Annotated in this window: 16 protein-coding genes; 14 read left to right on the top strand and 2 right to left on the bottom strand. The window is 48.3% G+C overall.

Going from position 1 to position 21702, the window contains the following annotated elements; translation table 11 throughout:
- Nucleotides 1–71 precede the first annotated feature (71 nt).
- The 6 genes from dcuS to NLX78_RS10260 all read left to right on the top strand — a co-directional run bounded on the left by dcuS (nucleotide 72) and on the right by NLX78_RS10260 (nucleotide 5920).
- On the top strand, nucleotides 72–1727 hold the full coding sequence (gene dcuS, locus NLX78_RS10285) for a DcuS/MalK family sensor histidine kinase (protein WP_254350311.1): 1656 nt from the start codon (nucleotides 72–74) through the stop codon (nucleotides 1725–1727).
- Nucleotides 1720–2427: a two-component system response regulator DcuR gene (gene dcuR, locus NLX78_RS10280; RefSeq protein WP_069290023.1), complete on the top strand. Its 708-nt coding sequence runs from the start codon at nucleotides 1720–1722 to the stop codon at nucleotides 2425–2427. The genes dcuS and dcuR overlap by 8 nt, the downstream gene beginning before the upstream one ends.
- Before the next feature lie 121 nt (nucleotides 2428–2548).
- Nucleotides 2549–3895 carry a 2-hydroxycarboxylate transporter family protein gene (locus NLX78_RS10275; protein WP_254350310.1) on the top strand — a complete coding sequence of 449 codons (1347 nt, stop codon included), beginning with the start codon at nucleotides 2549–2551 and terminating at the stop codon, nucleotides 3893–3895.
- 63 nt (nucleotides 3896–3958) lie between these two features.
- Nucleotides 3959–5155, top strand: a complete 1197-nt coding sequence (locus NLX78_RS10270; protein WP_165178423.1) for an NAD(P)-dependent malic enzyme — start codon at nucleotides 3959–3961, stop codon at nucleotides 5153–5155.
- 180 nt (nucleotides 5156–5335) lie between these two features.
- A complete protein-coding gene (locus NLX78_RS10265) occupies nucleotides 5336–5710 on the top strand; it encodes a hypothetical protein (protein ID WP_013311164.1) in 375 nt (124 codons plus the stop codon).
- A gap of 24 nt (nucleotides 5711–5734) precedes the next feature.
- On the top strand, nucleotides 5735–5920 hold the full coding sequence (locus tag NLX78_RS10260) for a YfhD family protein (protein WP_069290020.1): 186 nt from the start codon (nucleotides 5735–5737) through the stop codon (nucleotides 5918–5920).
- 84 nt (nucleotides 5921–6004) lie between these two features.
- Here NLX78_RS10260 and NLX78_RS10255 read toward each other — a convergent pair whose 3' ends face one another.
- Nucleotides 6005–6424: a hypothetical protein gene (locus NLX78_RS10255; RefSeq protein WP_039272296.1), complete on the bottom strand. Its 420-nt coding sequence runs from the start codon at nucleotides 6422–6424 to the stop codon at nucleotides 6005–6007.
- 195 nt (nucleotides 6425–6619) lie between these two features.
- Here NLX78_RS10255 and prmA point away from each other — a divergent pair, with 195 nt between their 5' ends.
- From prmA to NLX78_RS10230, 5 genes are all read left to right on the top strand, one after another.
- The gene (gene prmA / locus NLX78_RS10250; protein WP_254350309.1) at nucleotides 6620–7585 is read left to right on the top strand and encodes a 50S ribosomal protein L11 methyltransferase; all 966 of its coding nucleotides are present in this window, start codon (nucleotides 6620–6622) and stop codon (nucleotides 7583–7585) included.
- Between the two features lie 2 nt (nucleotides 7586–7587).
- Nucleotides 7588–8280, top strand: coding sequence for a site-2 protease family protein (locus NLX78_RS10245; protein WP_023989504.1), 693 nt, complete (start codon nucleotides 7588–7590; stop codon nucleotides 8278–8280).
- 188 nt (nucleotides 8281–8468) lie between these two features.
- A complete protein-coding gene (locus NLX78_RS10240) occupies nucleotides 8469–9233 on the top strand; it encodes a 16S rRNA (uracil(1498)-N(3))-methyltransferase (protein ID WP_254350308.1) in 765 nt (254 codons plus the stop codon).
- 1 nt (nucleotide 9234) lies between these two features.
- Nucleotides 9235–10578, top strand: coding sequence for a tRNA (N(6)-L-threonylcarbamoyladenosine(37)-C(2))-methylthiotransferase MtaB (gene mtaB, locus NLX78_RS10235; protein WP_254350307.1), 1344 nt, complete (start codon nucleotides 9235–9237; stop codon nucleotides 10576–10578).
- A gap of 104 nt (nucleotides 10579–10682) precedes the next feature.
- Nucleotides 10683–11117 (top strand): NUDIX hydrolase, encoded by a 435-nt coding sequence (locus tag NLX78_RS10230; RefSeq protein WP_013311157.1) that lies wholly within the window; start codon nucleotides 10683–10685, stop codon nucleotides 11115–11117.
- Here the strand turns inward: NLX78_RS10230 and NLX78_RS10225 are convergent.
- Nucleotides 11107–12129: a Na/Pi cotransporter family protein gene (locus tag NLX78_RS10225; protein ID WP_254350441.1), complete on the bottom strand. Its 1023-nt coding sequence runs from the start codon at nucleotides 12127–12129 to the stop codon at nucleotides 11107–11109. The two genes, NLX78_RS10230 and NLX78_RS10225, sit on opposite strands and share 11 nt — an antisense overlap.
- Before the next feature lie 359 nt (nucleotides 12130–12488).
- Here NLX78_RS10225 and NLX78_RS10220 point away from each other — a divergent pair, with 359 nt between their 5' ends.
- The 3 genes from NLX78_RS10220 to addA all read left to right on the top strand — a co-directional run bounded on the left by NLX78_RS10220 (nucleotide 12489) and on the right by addA (nucleotide 21687).
- Nucleotides 12489–13868: a class I SAM-dependent rRNA methyltransferase gene (locus tag NLX78_RS10220; RefSeq protein WP_254350306.1), complete on the top strand. Its 1380-nt coding sequence runs from the start codon at nucleotides 12489–12491 to the stop codon at nucleotides 13866–13868.
- A gap of 236 nt (nucleotides 13869–14104) precedes the next feature.
- The gene (gene addB / locus NLX78_RS10215; protein ID WP_254350305.1) at nucleotides 14105–17671 is read left to right on the top strand and encodes a helicase-exonuclease AddAB subunit AddB; all 3567 of its coding nucleotides are present in this window, start codon (nucleotides 14105–14107) and stop codon (nucleotides 17669–17671) included.
- Nucleotides 17668–21687: a helicase-exonuclease AddAB subunit AddA gene (gene addA / locus NLX78_RS10210; protein WP_254350304.1), complete on the top strand. Its 4020-nt coding sequence runs from the start codon at nucleotides 17668–17670 to the stop codon at nucleotides 21685–21687. The genes addB and addA overlap by 4 nt, the downstream gene beginning before the upstream one ends.
- Nucleotides 21688–21702: the final 15 nt, after the last annotated feature.

The following is a 21702-nucleotide window of genomic DNA, read 5'->3' as shown; positions in this document are numbered from 1 at the left end:
CGTAAACACATACATAACCATTTTTGTATAGGCATGTTGAACTGTCGAGACTTAATATCAAGTAGAAAGGGGTGAGTTCCATCGGAAATGTACAGCTCAAGCTGCGTCGGGGTAAACCGCTATTAAAGCTCAGAGGCCTAATTACACTGCTAGTATGTCTAGTTATGGCACTTGTGCTTCTGCCTGTAACCCTGTTATTTGCTGAGAGAGTGGAGCATGAAACTGAGAAGGGACTGGAAGAAAAGGCAATGTCCATCGCGCGTACACTCGCCCATACGCCGCTTATTGTCGAGCAATTGCAAGGGACGGGTTCGTCTCCTTCCATGCAGGAGTATGTGAAGAGGGTTTCAGCAGCAAATCACATCCAGTTTATCGTGGCAATGGATATGAAGGGAATTCGTAAAACGCACCCGGATGCTAGGATGATCGGCAAAGCCTTTGTCGGCGGAGACGAGTCTACTGCACTTCATGGCCATGAGAGCGTGTCCGTTGCGAAGGGAACATTGGGCTTGTCCATGCGAGCCTTTTCCCCCGTGTTCAGTTTAACGGGGAAGCAGGTAGGGGCGATTGTTGTGGGTATATCCATGCAAGATGTACAGATGGCTCAGGAAGGCAACAACCGCCTTATTGCGATAGCCATTGGCACTGGAATGTTGATTGGCACTGGAGGTGCGGTTGTGCTGGCTCGTAAAATCAAAAATATGCTAGTCGGTCTCGAGCCGCCGGAAATCGCACGCTTGCTGGAGGAACGCAGCGCTATGTTGCAATCCATCAAGGAAGGAGTTATTGCGGTAGATGAATTCGGTTGCGTCATGCTGATGAATGCAGAAGCGATACGTCTGCTTAGACAAGCCGGGATTGAAGATTTCTCATTCTCCGGACAGGAGATTACCGTTTATCTATCCGCTTTTCGATTGCAAGAGGTCTTGGAAGCGAGTACTCCACAAATGGATGAGGAAATGGAGCTGGGTGGAATAACTTTGCTGACCACCAGTGTTCCGATACGGGTCAAAGGGGAAATTGTGGGGGCAATTGTAACCTTTCGGGATAAAACGGAGATGAACCAGCTTGCGGAACGTTTGACAGGAGTGTCCCTGTACACAGAAGCACTGCGTGCGCAGGCTCATGAATTTATGAACAAGCTGCATGTCATTATGGGGATGGTACACTTACGAATGTATGATAAACTGGAGCATTACATTATGGATGCCGTCGAGCATCATCAAGTGGAGATTGGCTCCATCACCCGGCAGATCAGGGACCCAGTTATGGCAGGGTTTGTGTTGGGGAAATTAAGCCGGGCCAGAGAAGTAGGGGCGAATTTTGAACTGACTCCAGGTAGTTACTTGCCCGAATCCAGTCAAACTCAAACGACGCATGAACTGATTACTATTCTTGGCAATCTGTTTGATAATGCGGTGGAGGCGATGGAATCTTTGGAGCTCAAGCGGATTACCCTTTCACTTTATTATGAGGAAAGCCAGAAGAACGGTTATCTGACCTGTATCATGTGCGACAATGGTCCGGGTATACCGGAAGGGCTTGTACAGGCTATATTTGAAAAAGGTTTTTCGACCAAGGGAGAGTCACGAGGAATGGGCCTTTATCTGGTGACGCAAAGCGTGAAGAGATTACAGGGAAGTATAAAATTGATCCCAGCCGAGCAAGGGTGCTGTTTTCAGATTACGATTCCATACATGATAGCGGGGAATGATGAACATGATTAATGTCCTGATTGTAGAAGATGATCCGATGGTTGCGGAATTTAACCGCAAATATATGGAGCAGGTGGAAGGTTTTCGATGTGGGGGTTGGGCTTCTTCTGTGGAAGAGGCGAAGAAATATATAGCTGAACAGGCCATTGATCTGATACTGCTAGATGTGTATATGCAGGAAAGCAATGGCCTCGATTTACTGTCATTCATACGGGAGACAGGTGTAAATATAGATGTCATTGTCATCTCGGCTGCAAGTGACATGAACAGTGTCAAAAAAGCGATGAACTTCGGCGCGGTGGATTACTTGATTAAGCCGTTCCACTTTAACCGTTTTTTGGAGGCCCTCACGGGGTACCGAGAGCACATTAGCATCGTGCGTGAGCACAGTCTACTTTCTCAGGAGGAACTGGACCGACTGATTTATCATAAAAGCTTGACTAAAGACTTGGCACGGTTGCCCAAAGGCATAACTAAATCCACGCTGGCTATGATATGGAATTGTATCCAGCGGCATAATAAGGTGCTATTTTCCACCGAGGATATTGCGGAGAGCGCAGGGATATCCAGGGTGTCTATGCGCAAGTACCTGGCTTTTATGACAGAGATTGAGGCTCTTTCCATGGAAACCATATACGGTACCATAGGACGCCCTGTTTACCAATACCGAATATTGCCACAGGCAGAAGGCATCATGAATAGTTTTATTTAAATCTTCTTACTGATTACTTTAATTAAAAAAGTGAATGATTAGTTATAAAACCAAATAAAGCGTTTTCCAAGGTGTAGAATGGAAACATGATCATCATTCTTCACTTTAGGGAGGGAGATTTATGGAAAATGCTACGAATCAGCCTGTCATTCAAAAGGGGCAAAGATGGAGTAAAAATTTTGTGGATGGCACCAGAATGCTGGGTAGGGTAAAGTTGGGGGTTATTCCTCTTCCACTCTATGCCGTGATTGCGCTGATTGTTTATGCAGCTGCAGTTACTGAAAGACTTCCAAACGATCTGTTGGGCGGGTTTGCCGTCATCATGATTTTAGGTATACTGCTCAGTGATCTAGGGGCCAAACTTCCGTTGCTTAAGCATATTGGCGGGCCGGCCATTTTATCACTTATGGTTCCATCGTTAATGGTATTTTGGAATATGTTTAGTCCATCTGCGTTGGGTGCGGTACACACGCTGATGAAAACCTCGAATTTTCTTTACTTCTACATCGCATGTCTAGTAACGGGAAGTATTCTTGGCATGGATCGCAAAATGCTGATGAACGGAATTGTTAAAATTTTTGCCCCCATTATTATAGGATCTATTGCAGCTGTTGGCGTGGGAATGGTGGTGGGTATGGCTTTTGGCTATAGCGCCTATCATACATTTTTTTTCATTATCATTCCAATTATCTCCGGTGGGATTGGGGAAGGCATTTTACCGTTGTCCATTTCGTATGGGTTGGTGCTGGGTAAGGATTCGGCAGTATTCGTATCCCAGTTTATCCCGGCTGCAATTATCGGGAACATTGTTGCAATCATAGGTGCGGGTGTTCTGAAGAGATTAGCAGAGAAAGATCCAAAAACTTCAGGTAACGGAAGGTTATTGAAACTCGAGAAAGATGCAGACAAGTTAGCTTCGGCAAGTCTGGAACAATCGATTTCTTTTCCATTGATGGGAGGAGGTCTGCTGTTGGCCTGTACTTTCTTTATTGTGGGAAAGCTGCTGGAGCCGTATCTCCATATTCCAGGTCCGATCCTCATGATTCTAGCGGCGGCATTAATTAAGTGTATTCAGATCATGCCGAACACATTGGAGCAGGGAGCTTTTCACTTGTACAAATGTATAACGGCAAGTCTGACGTGGCCCTTGATGGTGGGATTGGGTATTTTGTATGTACCTTTAGATAGTGTAGTTGGGATTTTAACGGTTCCTTATGCCATTACCTGCGCATCTGTTGTAGTTGCATTGATTGTTACCGGATACTTCACAGGAAAATGGATTCATATGTATCCCGTAGAAGCTGCTTTGGTGACTAGCTGTCGCGGTGGATTAGGGGGCACGGGAGATGTAGCCATTCTGTCTGCGTCCAATCGGATGGAACTGATGCCTTTTGCACAAATTGCAACACGTATTGGCGGGGCAGGCACGGTCATTTTAGCAACTTTGTTGCTCCAATTTTGGAGCTGATGAGTTTTATACACAGGACTGAGTTTCATATCCAAATAGAGACATGAAAGGACGGAGAAAAATATGAGCAGTTTAATAGACGAAATTAGAGAATTACATGCAGGTGGCAAAATGGAGACCTTACCAAAGAAGCGAATAGAAACGATGGAGGGGTTGTCCAAAGTGTATACGCCGGGTGTAGCTGAAATTTGTATGGAAATCGCCAATGACCCAGCCAAAGCGTATCAATTAACGATCAAAAAGAATACAGTAGCAGTCGTTTCAGACGGAACAGCAGTACTTGGATTAGGAGATATCGGACCGGAGGCCGCTATGCCTGTAATGGAGGGTAAAGCAGTGTTGTTCAAACAATTTGCAGGTGTCGACGCCTTCCCAATCTGTCTCAACACGAAGGACGCTGATGAAATTGTTCAAATTGTCAAAATGATTGCTCCTGCCTTTGGCGGCATTAATTTGGAAGATATATCTTCGCCACGCTGTTTTGAAATCGAGAGACGGTTGAAGCTGGAACTAGACATTCCAGTATTTCATGATGATCAGCATGGTACGGCAGTTGTTGTATTAGCGGGTCTGGTCAATGCATTAAAGGTATGTGGCAAAAAAATGGAGGATGTCAAAGTTGTATTTGCAGGGATTGGTGCGGCGGGTATGGCCTGCTCCCGTATGCTGCTTAAGGCAGGTGTGCGCAATCTGATTGGCGTTGATAGACAGGGAGCTATTCATCGTGACGTGGAGTACAGTAACCCGCATTGGACAGAGTATGCGAACATGACTAATCCGCACAATTTAAGTGGAAGTTTATCCGATGTGATTGTGGGAGCTGATGTATTCATCGGTGTTTCAGGCCCAAATATACTGACTGTAGAGGATATACAGAGCATGGCAACTGATCCTATCGTGTTCGCCATGGCGAATCCGAAGCCGGAAATTGATCCGGCTGTAGCCGCACCTCATGTACGTGTACTTGCTACCGGTCGCTCCGATTTTCCAAATCAGATTAACAATGTGCTGTGCTTCCCGGGAATTTTTCGGGGTGCTCTAGATTGCCATGCTACGACGATTAATGAGGAAATGAAACTAGCTGCCGGACTTGCCATCGCTGATGCGATCTGTCCTGAAGAGCTAAGTGAAACTTATATCATACCGAATGTTTTTAATCCGAAGGTGGTTCAAAAGGTACGGGATGCTGTTATTCGTGCTGCATGGGAGACAGGAGTAGCCAAGTCAGGTGAAGCTCCGGCAGCTACTTTACACCCGTAAAAGTTATATTCTTCACAAACTATAGTTCACTGTCTAGGCCCACTGTTTCCATTATCGTCTGCATCCGTCTAGTCTTCGTAGGGAATATAAAATCGTGCCAATGAGCAGGATATAACAAAGCGTAACGCTCTATGCTTTTGAAGATCAGTTACGCTCAATACTACACAGGGAGATTTTGAGATGGGCGAAAAAAATATTTTGGCGTATTTCAAAAGTCCTGAGGAAGCACAGGGAGCCGCTAGAAAACTGGAAGCACTCCGGGTAGCCGATGTGTCGATAGACCGATTTAGCCGGTATCCGCGGCAGTCTACTGGCAACGCCGGATTGCCTGTATTTTCAGGACAGATTAGCAGCTTGTCCTCACTGACACAGGGCGTGGACTTTACAGATGCAACTCCAGCAATACTGGCTGCGGCTGATCCGTCCGCCAGTGGCATGAGTGATGGAGGACAGGGCGGACCGACAGGCCGCGATATTTTGTTGACCGCTGTGGTGGATGAATCCATACATCATCAGGCGATGTCCATCGTGGAACAGGCGGGTGGAATGCTGTGAAAAGTTTGGAGGGAGCAGTGACCGATGTCCAAAAACAAACGGTTTGATAAAGTGCTGACCAAAACCGAAAAAATCAAACGCATGCAATCTGCTAAAAATGAAGATGTTGAGTTCTCGGCAGATCAGGCAGATGCTGAGGATCTAGAAGCGATCCGGCGTAGCGAAGTAGCTGACCGTCGTCAGCAGCGTATCATAAACGACAATGAGTAGAATTTAATAAAACGGGTTATCCCCATCAACAATGATGATTTTGGGATAACCCGTCTTATTTGTGTTCTTTCCTCTTCCTATTCATTATCCGCTATATGCTGTTGCACTAAAAACAAGAGGACCGGAGACAAATGCAGTCGTCGCAGGCGTCTGATTTTCAATAATCAGTTGGTAGTTTTGCACGCCCAGAGGCGCAACGTCTACCGTTTCGACATTAAGAATAATATTGTTATCGAAGACATTGGATTCCAGTCCGTAATAAATTTCTTTGCCAGCTCTCCAAATCCGTACAAGTACTCTAATATTACCGGCACCGACAAAACGTAGTCCAATCGAGGCTTTTAACTCTACTCGGTTGTTGACAGCTCCAGGAATAGCAGGATCAATAAATACAGACGTCGTAGCAATTCCAAGTCCGGCTGGAGAAATCGGAACAGGAAGATTTATACCATTAGTGATAGGTGTAATAACACTGGCATTATAATCTAACACCGTCTTTGCCATACTAAATCACTCCTTTTCTAGTATATTGTATTGTATGTACTAGAGTTAAGGGTGCTTGGACTAAAAGAGAGGACAACAAATACAAGCTCTACAAAAAATATTTTGTACACGGATAATATCAGCTTTTTTGAACTCCTGTGCATGTATATAGTACAATGTAATGTATGCATGTGAAATGAGGAGGAAATGAAAACCATGTTGTGGAATGAAATTACAATACATACAACCGAAGAAGCCATCGAAATGATTTCGAATTTTCTGCACGAAGCAGGTGCAGGAGGGGTTTCCATTGAAGAATCTGGTTCGCTCAACAAGCCACGGGATACGTCCTATGGACAGTGGTATGATCGGCCTTTGAACGACATACCTGAAGGACAAGCGATCATCAAAGGCTATTTTGCCGAAGAAGTGGACATGGATAGTATTCGTTCGCAGATTGAGCCGCGCGTCGAAGAATTGAGAACTTTCGATATTGACCCAGGTGAGGTTCAGTATGAGCTGAAAACAGTTGATGAGGATGACTGGGCAAATGCTTGGAAGCAATATTTCAAGCCTTTGCGTGTATCGGACCGTCTGACGATTAAACCTACTTGGGAGGAATATGAGCCTGCGAGTGAAGAGGAAAAAATCATTGAGCTGGACCCTGGTATGGCCTTTGGGACCGGAACGCATCCTACGACATCCCTTTGTCTGAGAACGCTGGAATCTGTGATTAAGGGTGGAGAAGAAGTTATTGATGTCGGCACGGGTTCCGGTATTTTGGCCATTGGAGCTGTAAAGCTGGGAGCGAAGCATGTACTTGCCTTGGATTTGGACCCGGTGGCAGTATCCAGTGCGCGGGAAAATACACGTTTGAACGGACTGGAGGAACGCATCACCATTAAAGAAAGTGATTTGCTATCTGTGCTTAATGCAAGCGATCCAACGCTGGGTATCCAGTTACCGGTCAAGCTGGTGGTAGCTAATATATTGGCAGAGATTATTCTGCTGTTCATTGATGATGTATATAAAGCTCTGGAACCAGGTGGTATTTATATTGCTTCAGGGATTTGGAAGAACAAAGAAGAAGTTGTCGAAACTGCTTTGAAAGTTGCTGGCTTTGAGATTGCCGAAATAAGCCGGGATGAAGATTGGCTGGCGTTTGTGGCGAGAAAGAGGTAAGTATGGATTTTCTACAAAATATTTTTCGTGTAAATTTAAATGTTCTTCCCTTTTATTTACTGGCTGTGATCATATCGTTCACGGTTCATGAGTTTGCACATGCGTATTATGCCAATAAATTTGGTGACCCTACGGCCAAGCTACTTGGGCGCGTGACTTTAAATCCGGCAGTGCATATTGACCTGCTGGGTACGCTGCTGCTGTTGATCGGAGGCTTTGGCTGGGCCAAGCCAGTTCCGGTTAATCGTGACAATTTTAGCCGTCCGCGCCTCATGGGCATTATCGTATCGGCTGCGGGTCCGCTGAGCAATCTGCTGCTTGCATTTGTTACTACTTTGATCTATGCCGTGCTCCTTCATTTTCAAGTATTGCCGGGGATGGAGAACCAACGGGTAGCTCAAGCAATCTATTTGTTTATCAATGCTCTGATCAATTTAAATCTATTTTTGTTTATCTTTAATTTGATCCCACTGCCTCCACTGGATGGATACCGGATTGTGGAAGATGTGGCCCCCACTCCTGTGCGCCGCAAACTCCAGCAGTTTGAACAGTGGTCGATCTTTATTTTTCTGCTTATACTGGTCATTCCGCAGGTTCGAGCTGTAACAATTGAACCTCTTTACACGCTGGCCCAGATGATTTATATACAGTTTTTGCAGTTCTCTTTTTATATCACTGGATTGTTTGGAGCCTAAGGGCTCCTTTTTTTACGAGAATAGGTAGGTATAACCTGAATAGAAGAGGGAACAGACTGGTCATACAGGCGCAAAAGATGATATGATGTTGCTTGGTGATTTATTCGGATTTTGTACGGAACGTTAGTGGACAACAGTTATTTTTAGAATGAGGATTTTGCAAAATCCAGGAATAGGTGTGAGAGAGAATGCAGCGTTATTTTATTCCGGCAGAGCAATTTCTAGAAGATCACGTGATTGTCGCGGGTGAGGACGCGCGGCATATCGCTAAAGTCATGCGGGGCCGTAGTGGTGACAAAATTATAGTTAGTGACGGGGTATCTAAAGAAGCGCTGGTTGCTTTGGATACGATTGAGCAGGATCATGTTACGGCGACGATTATTGAGCCGCTGAAGATGACCTCTGAACCACATGTGCAGGTCACCATCGCTCAGAGTCTTCCTAAAGGAGACAAGATGGAGACGGTGATGCAAAAATGTACAGAAATCGGAGCAACCGGGTTTGTACCGTTTTTGTCCGAGCGTACGGTCGTGCAGTATGATGCCAAAAAAGAAGGCAAGCGACTGGAGCGTTGGCGCAAGATTGTGAAGGAAGCGGCTGAACAAAGCCACCGTAACCGGATTCCAGAAATTAGTGCGCCCATGACGTGGAAAGAACTTCTGGCTTCTTTTGCTGGGTATGATTTGATATGTTATTGTTATGAAAAAGAGCAGGGTAAACAGCTACGGGATCTAATCCAGCCTTTGGCAGGACAATGGGCGTCGACGGACATGCCGCGTGTTCTGCTGGTGGTAGGCCCGGAAGGTGGCTTTACTGAAGCGGAAAGTCTGGAGGCCGAGCAGGCTGGAGCCCAGTCTACAGGACTGGGAAGACGTATTTTACGTGCTGAGACCGCAGGAATGGCTGCATTGGCATGCATTTTATATGAGACAGGAGAAATGGGAGGGGTTTAATATGCCGTCAGTGGCATTTTACACATTGGGCTGTAAAGTAAACTTTTATGATACAGAAGCGATCTGGCAGCTGTTTAAAAATGAAGGTTATGAACAGGTGGACTTTGATGAGCAGACTGCTGATGTCTATCTTATTAATACATGTACCGTTACGAATACCGGTGATAAAAAGAGTCGTCAGATTATTCGCCGCGCGATTCGCCGGAATCCAGATGCCATTGTGGCAGTGACGGGCTGTTACGCCCAAACTTCTCCTGCCGAAATTATGGATATTCCTGGCGTTGATCTCGTTATCGGGACTCAGGACCGGGATAAAATTATTCCGTTCGTGCAGGAAATTCAAGGGACGCGTCAACCGGTGAACGCCGTGCGCAATATTATGAAAACGCGTGTATTTGAGGAAATGGATGTACCTGATTTTGCTAATCATACTCGGGCATTTTTGAAAATTCAGGATGGGTGCAATAACTTCTGTACTTTCTGCATCATTCCGTGGTCGCGGGGTCTATCCCGCAGTCGTGACGCTGCGAGCATTATTGCACAGGCGCATCAACTGGTACACGCAGGCTACAAGGAAATAGTACTCACTGGTATCCATACAGGCGGTTATGGTGACGACATGGATAATTATGACCTATCTGATCTGCTGTGGGATCTGGAGAAGGTGGAAGGGCTGGAGCGTATCCGTATCAGTTCGATTGAAGCCAGCCAGATTGATGAAAAAATGCTTGATGTACTGAACCGTTCTACCAAGCTGGTTCGTCATTTTCACATACCGCTTCAGGCGGGGGATGACACTGTATTGAAACGGATGCGTCGCAAGTACACGACAGAAGAGTTTTATAACAAAATGCTTATGATTCGCAAAGCAATGCCAGATGTAGCGATTACAACGGACGTGATTGTCGGCTTCCCTGGGGAGACGGATGAAATGTTCCGCAATGGCTATGAGCTGATGAAAAAAATCGGTTTTTCGGAAATGCACGTGTTCCCGTACTCCAAGCGCAGTGGAACTCCTGCGGCGCGTATGGAGGATCAGGTGGACGAAGACGTGAAAAATGCACGAGTGCATGAGCTGATACAACTGTCAGAGCAAATGCAACTGGCGTATGCTGAGAAGTTTGTAGGTCAGGTGCTGGAGGTCATTCCGGAAGTTGCGCCGAAAGGGACCGAAGATAGCGGCATACTCCATGGATATAGTGACAATTATATTCAACTGGCGTTTGAAGGTACTGAGGATCTGGTTGGCAAGGTATGCCGCGTGAAGCTGACGAAGGCAGGCATTAATGAAAGTGAAGGCCAATTGGTCCGCGTACTAGAGAATGGGCTGCAAACAGCTCTGTAAGAACAAAAAAAGCCTGAACAGGCAATAGAGATGGCAGACAAGGATTTCGCCTTTCCTTACAGAGAGGACGGAATCCTTGTTGCGCAAGGAAGGGAGATTACAGGATGGCAGCAAAAAAGGAAATTTCCGCAGGCGGCGTTGTGTTTCGCAAACAGGGGGAGCAGCTTGAAATTCAGCTCATTACTGACCGATATGGTAAGGTATCCTTGGCTAAAGGGAAAATGGAGTTGGGAGAAACAATCGAACAGACGGCTTTACGTGAAATTCGCGAGGAAACAGGGTTGAACGGGCGGATTATCCAGCATGTAGATATGATTGCTTATACGTATCAGCATCCAGAATTTGGGGAAGTAGATAAAGAAGTACATTATTATCTCGTAGAGGCACTGGATGGGGATTTACAGGCACAGATCGAAGAAATTAAAGGAGTTGCGTGGCATACGCCTGAGGAAGCATGGCGTCTCCAGCGCCAGGGTGGATATGACAATAATGATGTCATTTTAAGCAAGGCGCTGTCTATGCTAGGAATTAATGTTTGATTCTGTGGGGAGATATACGATCCTCTAAACGCGTCCATACAGGTAGATAGCAGAGAGGCAAGACCAGCAGAGAGCTAATAACGTTAAACAGAGTTTGGGCATGGGCTACCTTGGCTCCGGGCTCGGCAGATATCCAGGCAGCGGCCATCTCCAGACCAGGGATCAACGGCATAAAGAGCAAGGCTCCGCCTACGTTCAGCAGCACGTGGGACCAGGCTACAAATTTGCCGGACACGCTTCCGCCAACAGCGGCAATCAGGGCGGTTACGCAGGTGCCTACATTGGAGCCGATGACGATGGCGATCCCCACATCGGCTGGCAAGGCTCCCGCAGCGGCAAGGCTAATCGCCATGCCAATGACGGCTGCGCTACTGTGAACCAGCGCGGTCAGGCAGGCTCCAGCAGCGAAGGCCCACCACATGTTGGCTGCAGCGTGATCAAGAAACCAACGGAATAGTCCGGCCTGCTCAATCCAGGGTCCGACCGACTGCATCACGCGAATACCCGCCAGAATCAGCGAAAATCCAGCAAAGACGAGGCTGATATATTGTACAGCCTGCGGACGGCTGAGCCCATTGGAGCCGGATGAAGCTCCGGCAGACACATACTGGCGGCTGGGGACAGCTTCACTCCACAGGACGGCAGTGCTCCAGCAGAGCAGTGAGCCGCAGAGCAGCGGAACAGCCAGCTTGCCGAGCTGGAGCCCCATCAGCTCGGTGGTCAGACAGGTGCCGATATTGGTGCCGAGAATGATGCCGAGCGTGCGGCCGTAGGTCAACAGCCCGGCGTTGACCAGTCCGATCGTTAGCACCGTTACGGCGGTGCTGCTTTGCAGCAGGGCGGTAATGCCTGAGCTGAACAGCATGCCCCGCCAAGGGGAAACGGTGGCGCGGTTCAACCAGCGGGTGAGGAAGGGGCCGGCCAAATGCCGGAGGGCTGCTTCCATCAGCTTCATCCCGCCCAAAAAAATAAACAGCCCACCGCACAGCGGGAGTATAACATGTATAAACACGGGCATAGCCCCCTTTTCTAGGTGAAAATACTTATGTAACAGCCTATGATCTGTCGGGGACAGCCATGACAAGCATGGCCGAGCTGTTTTTTTATAGAACGATAATTTTTGTAGTATCTTCACAAGCTTTAAAAGCGTGACGTCGATATACAGGCGGGCAGTAGCGGAGCGGTTCATTTGAATCTGGAGAAGCGCCAGCGTTCGCCTTTGCAACGGGATTCTTACCTTTAAATGTGTTACCTAATTCCAAGAATCCCGTTGCAACAGCGATCGTAAGATCAAATGATCCGCGGAGCCGCGCCCCTATCGAACAAAACGTTTTAACACTTTGAGTAATTCAAGAATGGGAGTGAAGGATTTTGCCTTCAGTAATATTAGAACGCAGCCGTAAAAAAAGGCTGGAGCACGCACACCCTTGGGTGTTTAAAAACGAAATAGCCAAGATCGAAGGGAACCCAGAGGCAGGCGATTTGGTCAGTATCGTTAACCATCAGGGGCGTTATTTGGCGACAGGTTACTATAATCCGGCTTCACAAATTACAGTACGTGTGATGTCCTATGAGCCGCTGGAAGCAATGGATCAAAACTTTTTTGCCCAACGCTTTCGCAAATGTCTGGAGCACCGCGAACGTTTTGTGACCGGGGGAGACGCTTATCGGTTGGTGTACGGCGAGGCTGATTTTTTGCCTGGACTGATTGTAGATCGATTTGGTGATGTGTTGGTCGTGCAGTTGTTAACGCTTGGCATGGATCGGCGCAGGGAAGAAATCAGGGATGCGCTCGTTGAAGTATTGGGTCCTGTTGGTATATATGAGCGCAGTGATGTATCCATCCGAGAGCTGGAAGGATTGGAACAAACAAAGGGTCCTTTGTACGGTGATTGCCCGCGTCATGTGGTGGTGACGGAAAATGGGCTGCACATCAAGGTTGATATCGTAGAGGGCCAGAAGACGGGTTATTTTTTTGACCAGCGTGAAAATAGAGCGGCCATAGCACCGTTGATGACAGGTTGGGGAGCACGTAGTGGAATTACGCTACAAGAAGTTGCTACAGACTCAGGGGACGCTGGCACAACGGTCATGAAGCCAGTGAATAAAAGCGGTAAGGTTGTTGAATTTCCATTCTGGGACGGCGCAACCGTATTGGAATGTTTTTCACATACGGGAAGCTTTACGCTCAATGCATGTAAACATGGTGCTAAAAAAGTAACTTGTCTTGATATTTCTGAGCATGCGATTGAAAGTGCGCGGGATAATGTCAAGCTGAACGGTTTTGAGGAACGCGTCGAGTTTGTCGTCGACGATGCTTTTCAATATTTGCGCAATCAAGTGAAAGGTGTAGAGGAACGCAATGCACGAGCCGGGGGCAAAGGAGATACATCCAAGCCGCTGACAGCAGGTGGCGGACGCACCTTTGATGTGGTCATTCTCGATCCGCCAGCCTTTGCCAAAACAAAGAACGCTGTCAAAGGAGCTACACGTGGATACAAAGATATCAACCTGCATGGGATGAAGCTTGTCAATGAGGGCGGCTATCTGGTGACAGCGAGCTGTTCGTTCCATATGCGGCCAGATCTGTTTTTGGACACCATTAAGGAAGCGGCGGCAGATGCCGGCAAAATCCTTCGTCTGGTAGACTGGAGAGCGGCTGGTAAGGACCATCCTCAAATTTTGGGTGTGGAGGAAGGCCATTACTTGAAATTCGCCATCTTTGAGGTGCGCAGCCGGACACAGCTTTAGGTTTCATACAAAGTCAAAGTCAATCGCCTTTTTGGTGATTAAATAGGTAAAATAGACTCATTTTAGGTATAAATCAGTCCTGTAGAGAAGGCATGCACCAAGCCAACCTGCGGGACTGATTTATTTTTAGGGGGGGGGTGAATTGCTACAACATGGCAAACGTACGTTCTTTTCTCCCTTGCCTGATATGCTATACTGTTTAATAGAATGTTGTTCGTTGGAAAGGAGGCCGCATCATGTCGGTCCGCTTGTTGATTGGCCGCTCTGGTAGTGGTAAAAGTACGTTAATCCGCAATGAAATGACGTCTATGTTACGCGAGGAGCCGCTAGGTAAGCCTATGCTGTTACTTGTACCGGAGCAATCGTCATTTGCTTCCGAGCATGCGTTACTTACAGAAGCCGGAAACGGTATTCAGGGGTCGGTGCGCGCCCAAGTGATGGGATTTCATCGTCTTGCCTATTTAGTTATGCAGGAAACCGGGGGTTCAGCACTGGTGCCTGTAACGGAAGAAGGCAAGAAGATGCTTTTATATAAAATTATTCGTCGTCGCAAGGATGAACTGAGCTTGTTTAAGGATTCGGGAGACCAGCTCGGCTTTGTGGATCGGTTGAATACATTGTTTACGGAGCTAAAGCAGTATGGAAATGATACTCGGTCTGTACCCGAGCAACTGGAGCGAATGAACGCTGTGGGAGAGTCAACTCCGATTTTGCGCGGCAAGCTCAAAGATATCAGTCTAATCTATGAGGATTTTGAACGAGAGCTGACGCTTAAATATATAGACGGTGAAGATACGCTGCGCATGCTGGCAGAACAGATTGCGGAGTCTTCCCTTGTGCGTGGAGCAGACATTTGGATGGATGGCTACCGTAGGTTTACACCACATGAATACAAGGTGGTGGAGCAACTTATGCTGCATGCCTCTTCGTTGACGGTGGCGCTGACTTGCAACCGCAGCTACGAGAGCGGACAGCTTCCGCATGAGCTGGATTTGTTTCATCCTTCGGCGGCTACGTATGTAAGACTCAAAGGAATGGCAGACGAGCTGATGATAGAGACGCAGACACAATTACTGCGCCCTGATCCGTTGCCGAGATTTAAGGAGCGTCCAGCGTTGGCATATTTGGAGGCTAACTTTGAACATCGTACAGGGTTACGGAATCAGGAACAACGGATGCGGCTGCAGCAGCTACGAGAGCAGTGGACAGAAGAACAGCCGGAGGGCATAAAACTGTACGCTGCGGCGAATCGCCGTGTAGAGCTGGAAGGGGCTGTACGCGAAATGCGCCGTCTGGCCCGAGATGAAGGCGCGCGTTACCGGGAGATGGCTCTGTTTGTACGTCATATTGAAGATTATGAGCCATGGGTGGAACCGATATTCAAACAGTATGAGGTTCCAGTATTTCTGGATCAGCGAAGAAGTGTATTACATCATCCTTTGGTGGAATTGATTCGGGCTTCGCTGGATATCGTGCAGCGGCGTTGGCGATATGAGGATGTATTCCGTGCGGTCAAAACAGACCTTCTACTGCCGCTGGACGGTCGGGTGAGCCGCGAGGAGATGGACCGTTTGGAAAACTATGTTCTAGCCTGCGGAATACAAGGCAGCCGTTGGACAGATGGTCGGCCGTGGCAGGCTGTGCCCAGCTTGTCACTGGAGCTGGAGGAGCAGGAACGGAACCGTAGGCGGGATGAAACGTTGGATTTGATGGAGCTATGCCGGGATGTGATCGTGACGCCTTTACGTGCGTTTGAGAAACGTGTGGGCAAGGCACGAACTGCACTTGAGAAGTGTGAAGCGGTATATCTGTTACTGGAGGATGCAGAAATCGGCCACAAGCTGGACGCCTTCATTCATCAGGCAGAGGAAGCAGGAAAACCTGAGCAGGCGAAGGAGCATCGTCAGGTATGGGATGCAGTGCTTGAACTACTGGATCAAATCGTCGAAATGATGGGTGATGAGAGGCTGGATACCTCTTTGTTTGCGGGTGTGCTGGAAACGGGATTGGCCGAGTTCCGTATGGGACTTGTTCCGCCAGCTCTGGATCAGGTTCTGGTCGGAAACACGGACCGTACACGTGTGTCCGGTATTCAACATGCCTTTGTGCTAGGTATGAACGAAGGTGTGATGCCGGCTGTATTCCATGAGGACGGTGTGCTGAATGAGCAGGAGCGTATGGCATTAAACGAACGAGGCGTAGAGCTGGCGCCGGATATGACAAGACGTCTGTTGGACGAACGTTTTCTCGCTTATACGGCCCTTACCTCAGCCGGTAAAAGCCTGTGGATGAGCTATGCAGTTACTGATGAAGAAGGCAAGTCATTGTTGCCGTCTGAGTTAGTACGACATGTGCGGCACCTGTTTCCTAGTCTGGACGAACGTCCGTTGGCTGGATACCCTTTGCCTGGGGATGCTTGGACGACGCAATGGGAGTATGCTTCTCATCCGTCCGAGGCTTTGCCGCAGCTCATTGCGCAATTACGGCATTGGCGACGTGGCGGTGACATTTTATCTCCTTGGTGGGAGGTATATAACTGGTATGCAAGCCAGCAAGGGCGTGAGAAGGACAAGCTGCGTCAGCTGTTGACCTCACTTTTTTATGAGAACCATGCCGAAATGCAGAAGGAAACGAGCCGCCGTCTGTACGGTAGCAAGCTGCGTACCAGCGTATCTCGTATGGAACGTTTTGTGGCATGTCCATTTTCGCACTTTGCCTCTCACGGTCTTCGTTTGAAGGAACGTCAAATGTATCGCCTGAAGGCCCCGGATATCGGACAATTATTCCATGCAGCGCTTGGAGAGATGGCGATCAATCTGCGTAAACGCAATGTCAGCTGGGGCAGTCTCAGCACCGAGGAATGCCGACAAGAGGCGGAAAGTACAGTGGAGCGTTTGGCTCCTCGTCTGCAAGGCGAGATTTTAATGAGCTCCAAGCGGTATGGCTACATTTTGCGCAAATTGAAAGACATCGTGAGCCGTGCTTCGTTGATTTTAGGTGAACATGCGCGAAGAGGTAGTTTTGAGCCGATTGGGCTGGAGTTGGACTTTGGACCGGGTCAGCAGCTTCCTCCGTTAAGCTTCCGGTTAGATAACGGCGTTGTGATGGAAATTGTTGGACGGATTGACCGTGTAGATGTGGCAGAGGGAGAAAAGGGGTTACTTTTGCGTGTCATCGATTACAAATCTAGCCAAAAGGATCTCAAGCTGCATGAAGTGTACTATGGCCTGTCCTTGCAAATGCTCACCTACCTGGATGTGCTGCTGAATGCGGCGGAGGAATGGTTGGGCGAGGCAGCTTATCCAGCGGGTACCCTGTATTTTCACGTCCACAATCCGATGTTGCAGTCGCCTAACGGTCTTAGCGCAGAACAGGCTCGTCAGGAGCTTTTGAAACGTTTTAAGATGAAGGGATTATTGCTTGCGGATCGGGATGTAGTTGGACAAATGGATACAGCATTGGACAAAGGATATTCCTCTATTTTACCTGTTGCGGTGAAAGCAGACGGCAGTTTTTATAGCAGTGCTTCGGTTGCTTCGCCGGAACAGTGGGACAGCTTGTTAGCCTCGGTGCGTAATAATATTCGGACGATTGGCACACGGATGACAGAGGGCGATGTGGCCATTGAACCTTATCGAATCCAGCAAGAGACGGCTTGTACCTTCTGTTCTTTTAAGCCTGTTTGTCAATTTGACGACAGTCTGGAGGGCAGTGGCTACAATCAATGGGGTAAACCCGGTAAGGATCAAATCTGGAATCTGTTGGGTCATACACAGGAAGGGAAAGGAGGAATGGACCAATGATAGGCACGTCAAACACTAAAGACATGCCGAAGCCGGAAGGCAGTATGTGGAGCGATGACCAGTGGCGTGCCATTTCGGAATCGGGTAACAACATGCTGGTCGCGGCAGCGGCAGGGTCTGGTAAAACAGCGGTGCTCGTAGAGCGTATTATTCGTAAAATTGTCGATCCTCAGCTTGGCTTCAGCGTGGATCGGTTGCTGGTAGCAACCTTTACGAAGGCTGCAGCCGCCGAAATGCGTCAACGGATACGCGAAGCGTTGGAACGTGTGTTGGAACAGGAACCGGAAAGTGAGCATGTACGCCGTCAGCTGTCGTTGCTGAATCGGGCCTCGATTACGACGCTTCACTCATTTTGTATGGAGGTCATCCGCAGGCATTATCAGGCCATTCCTCTTGACCCTGGTTTTCGGATTATGAATGAGCATGAGACAGAATTGCTGCGTCAGGAGCTTCTAGAAGAACTGTTTGAGGAGAAATATGAGGCTCATGATGAAGGCAGTACATTCCGCAGACTGGTCGACTGGTTTAGTGGAGAACGCACCGATGATGCAATGTACGTGCTTGTTCAGCGGTTGTATGATTTTTCTCAAAGTCATCCTTGGCCAGAACATTGGCTGCGGGAGACAGCGGCAGCATTTCGTGTACAGGATGTAGCCGCTTTGGGAGAGACTCCCTGGGTTCGCAGCATTTTGGCGGATGCCGTACTTTCTTTGCGCGGAGCAGCGAGCTTGCTTGAACAGGCGCATGAAACAGCTATGCAGCCCGGCGGTCCTGCACCTTATGCCGTAACGCTGCAAGAGGATGCGACGATGGTGAAGGGATTGCTGCAAGAGCTGGAGACACAGCCGTGGGCATCTCTATATGATCATTTTCAGGCAGCTGCCTTCGGTAAGCTCAAGCCGGTCAAAAAAGATCAGACTGAGCCTGCATTGCAGGAACGGGTTAAGACGCTACGCGAAGCAGCCAAAAAAATGATTACAGATATGAAGGCTTCCCTGTTTGGCAGGAGAGCAGAAGCCTATTGGGAGGAGCTACACGCCGCGGCTCCGCTGATGGACGAATTGGTAGAAACCGTGATTGTATTCGGGGAACGATTTCAACAGCACAAGCAGTCAAAAGGGTTAGTGGATTTCGGGGATTTGGAACATTATTGTCTGAAAATATTACGACATCCCGATTCTACTCCGTACAAGCTACTACCTTCCAACGCTGCACTCGAATACAAGGCACAATTTGACGAAGTGCTGTTGGATGAGTATCAGGATACGAATACCGTACAGGAAGATATCGTTAGGCTGGTATCACGGGAGGAACCGGGTAACCGTTTTATGGTGGGCGATGTGAAACAGAGTATTTATCGGTTTCGGCTGGCGGAGCCGGGTCTGTTTTTGAATAAGTATCAACGGTACGGCATGCAGGAGCAGGAAGATGGCTTTTTAATTGATCTGGCGCGTAATTTCCGCAGTCGGGAGGAAGTTGTCGATGCGGTCAATTTGGTGTTCCGCCAGATTATGAGTGTGGATGTGGCGGAAATTGAGTACGATGAACGAGCCTGGCTGGTACACGGCGCATCCTATCCCGACCCGTCGGATCAAGACACCGCATCTGTATACGCACCTGAGCTGCTCTTAGTTGATAAGGGTGGACAGGGTCTTTCCGAGGCTTCGGAGCTGTCCGAAACGGGGGACGAATCTGCTCTACAGGAAAGTGAGCTGGCTGAGCTTGCGGAGCTAGAAACGGCACAGTTAGAGGCTCGTGCGATCGCGAAACGGATTAAAGAACTGACCGGAGACACTGGACAACCACTGTTGATTTACGACAGAGGATTAAAAGCGATGCGCCCGGCAGTCTACGGCGATATCGTCATTTTGCTTCGTTCGGCAAGCGTGTGGGCCCCCCTAATTGTGGAGGAACTGCGGCTTGAGGGCATTCCGGCTTCAGGGGAGCAGACGACAGGCTTTTTTAAAGCAACGGAAGTTGAGGTGATGTTGTCTCTGCTGCACATTATTGATAATCCGCAGCAGGACATCCCGCTTGCATCCGTGCTTCGTTCGCCGATTGTTGGCTTGACCGAAGATGAACTTGCACAAATTCGGTTGGAGAAGCCGGATGGATTATTTTATGACGCACTGCTGGCGGCGGCAGAAGCTGACCCACTGGAAGAAAGTGAAAAAGGGATCGCAGCTGACATCATGGAGTTGGATCTTTTCCCTAAGGACTCTTTATCTTCATCTGACTTTGGTAATAGAAATGACGGGAATACGTTATCTGCCCGACTACGTTCATTTTTGCGTAATTTGAAAGCCTGGCGGCAGGAAGCCCGACAAGGAAGCTTAAGTGCATTGATTTGGAATGTGCTGGAGGAAACAGGGTATCTGGATTGGGTCGGTGGACTGCCTGGCGGCTCACAGCGTCAAAGCAATTTGCGGGCGCTATATGACCGAGCGAGACAGTATGAGACTTCTACGTCCAACCGAGGATTGTTCCGATTTCTGACTTTCATTTCCCGTCTACGGGAGCGAGGCGGTGATTTAGGATCCATTAGCGGGGGGACTGAACCCGATCAGGCTGTCCGTATTATGACCATTCATAAAAGTAAAGGACTTGAATTCCCTATCGTGTTTATTGCTGGGACAGCAAAAATGTTCAATCAGCAGGACCTCAATGCGCCGTTTCTTATGCACAAGGAGTTGGGGTTTGGTCCTAAATATGTGGAGGAACAAAATCGTGTCAGCTACCCTACGCTGCCTAATTTAGCGATCCGCCGACGCTCACAACTGGAGCTATTGGCTGAGGAAATGCGGGTGTTATACGTGGCGCTTACGCGTCCGCGTGAAAAGCTGATTATGACCGGAACCGTGAAGGATCTCGCTTCGCGCGCAGCGGGTTGGGCACGTGCCAAAGAACATACGGAAACGGTCTTACCAGACTATATGCTGGCGGCAGGCCGCAGTTATCTGGACTGGGTAGGTCCTGCTTTGATTCGGCATCCTTCTGCTACTTTGTTGAGGGAAGCGGCAGGCGATCAGGATGGGTACTATCACAGGCTGGAACATATGCCGGGAACAGACTGGTTATTTAAAATCGTCGCCTCGGAAACACTTTCCGGCTCTCGTGTGAACTCAGATCATGAGGAAGAGCTGTCGGGCGAAGAGCGCCAAAAGAAGACAGAAGCACTGAGAGATGCGGAGCTAATCGACTTGAACGAAGAGAGTGAAACGGATATTGAAGCTGCTCTTTCCTGGATCTATCCGTATGAACGGGCTGGCAAGACGGCAGCCAATACATCGGTTACTGAGATGAAAAGATGGCTGGAAATGCAGGAAATGGGTTCGGACGATTGGCTGAATCTATCTAACTCTCTACTAGCAGAGTCACCGGAGGATCGGGAGGATTCTCACACTGGGGGAAGTCAATTACACTTGCGCAGACCTAAGTTTATGGGGAATCAGCGACTGACTCCAACGGAACGAGGAACAGTCTATCATACGTTGATGCTGCATTTGCCATTAGATGGGGAGATGAGCGCCGAAGTTATTGAGGAAACCAAGGCTCGTTTGCTCAATCAGCGTATGTTACTGGATGTTCATGCAAAGGCGCTAGATACGGATAAAATATTACGCTTTTTCACTAGTGAGCTGGGTAGCAGAATGCTGGGGGCATCCCATGTTCAAAGAGAGCTTCCGTTTACTTATACCATGCGGGCAATCGATTACTGGAACCACAGCTTACCATCGATGTCACCAGGACAAGAAACAAGTTCGGAAGCTGGACAGGACGGCGATAAAGTGCTGATGAACGGGATTATTGACTGTCTATTTGAAACTCCCGAAGGACTCGTGCTGGTGGATTATAAAACAGATCGGATATCTGAATATCGTACACTGTCCCATTTAACAGACCAATATCGTTTTCAATTGGAGCTGTATGCCCGTGTGATCGAAGAGATTACAAGCAAAAAGGTTGCTGAGAAGTGGCTGTATTTTTTAGAAGCTGGAGAGAGTGTACAGCTGTAGTTATATAGATAGGGA

Source organism: Paenibacillus sp. Lou8.1 (genome assembly GCF_024213565.1).
Classification (GTDB): Bacteria; Bacillota; Bacilli; order Paenibacillales; family Paenibacillaceae; genus Paenibacillus; species Paenibacillus polymyxa_B.
The sequence above is the reverse complement of the archived record's forward strand: the minus strand, read 5'-3'. Positions and strand labels throughout refer to the sequence as shown.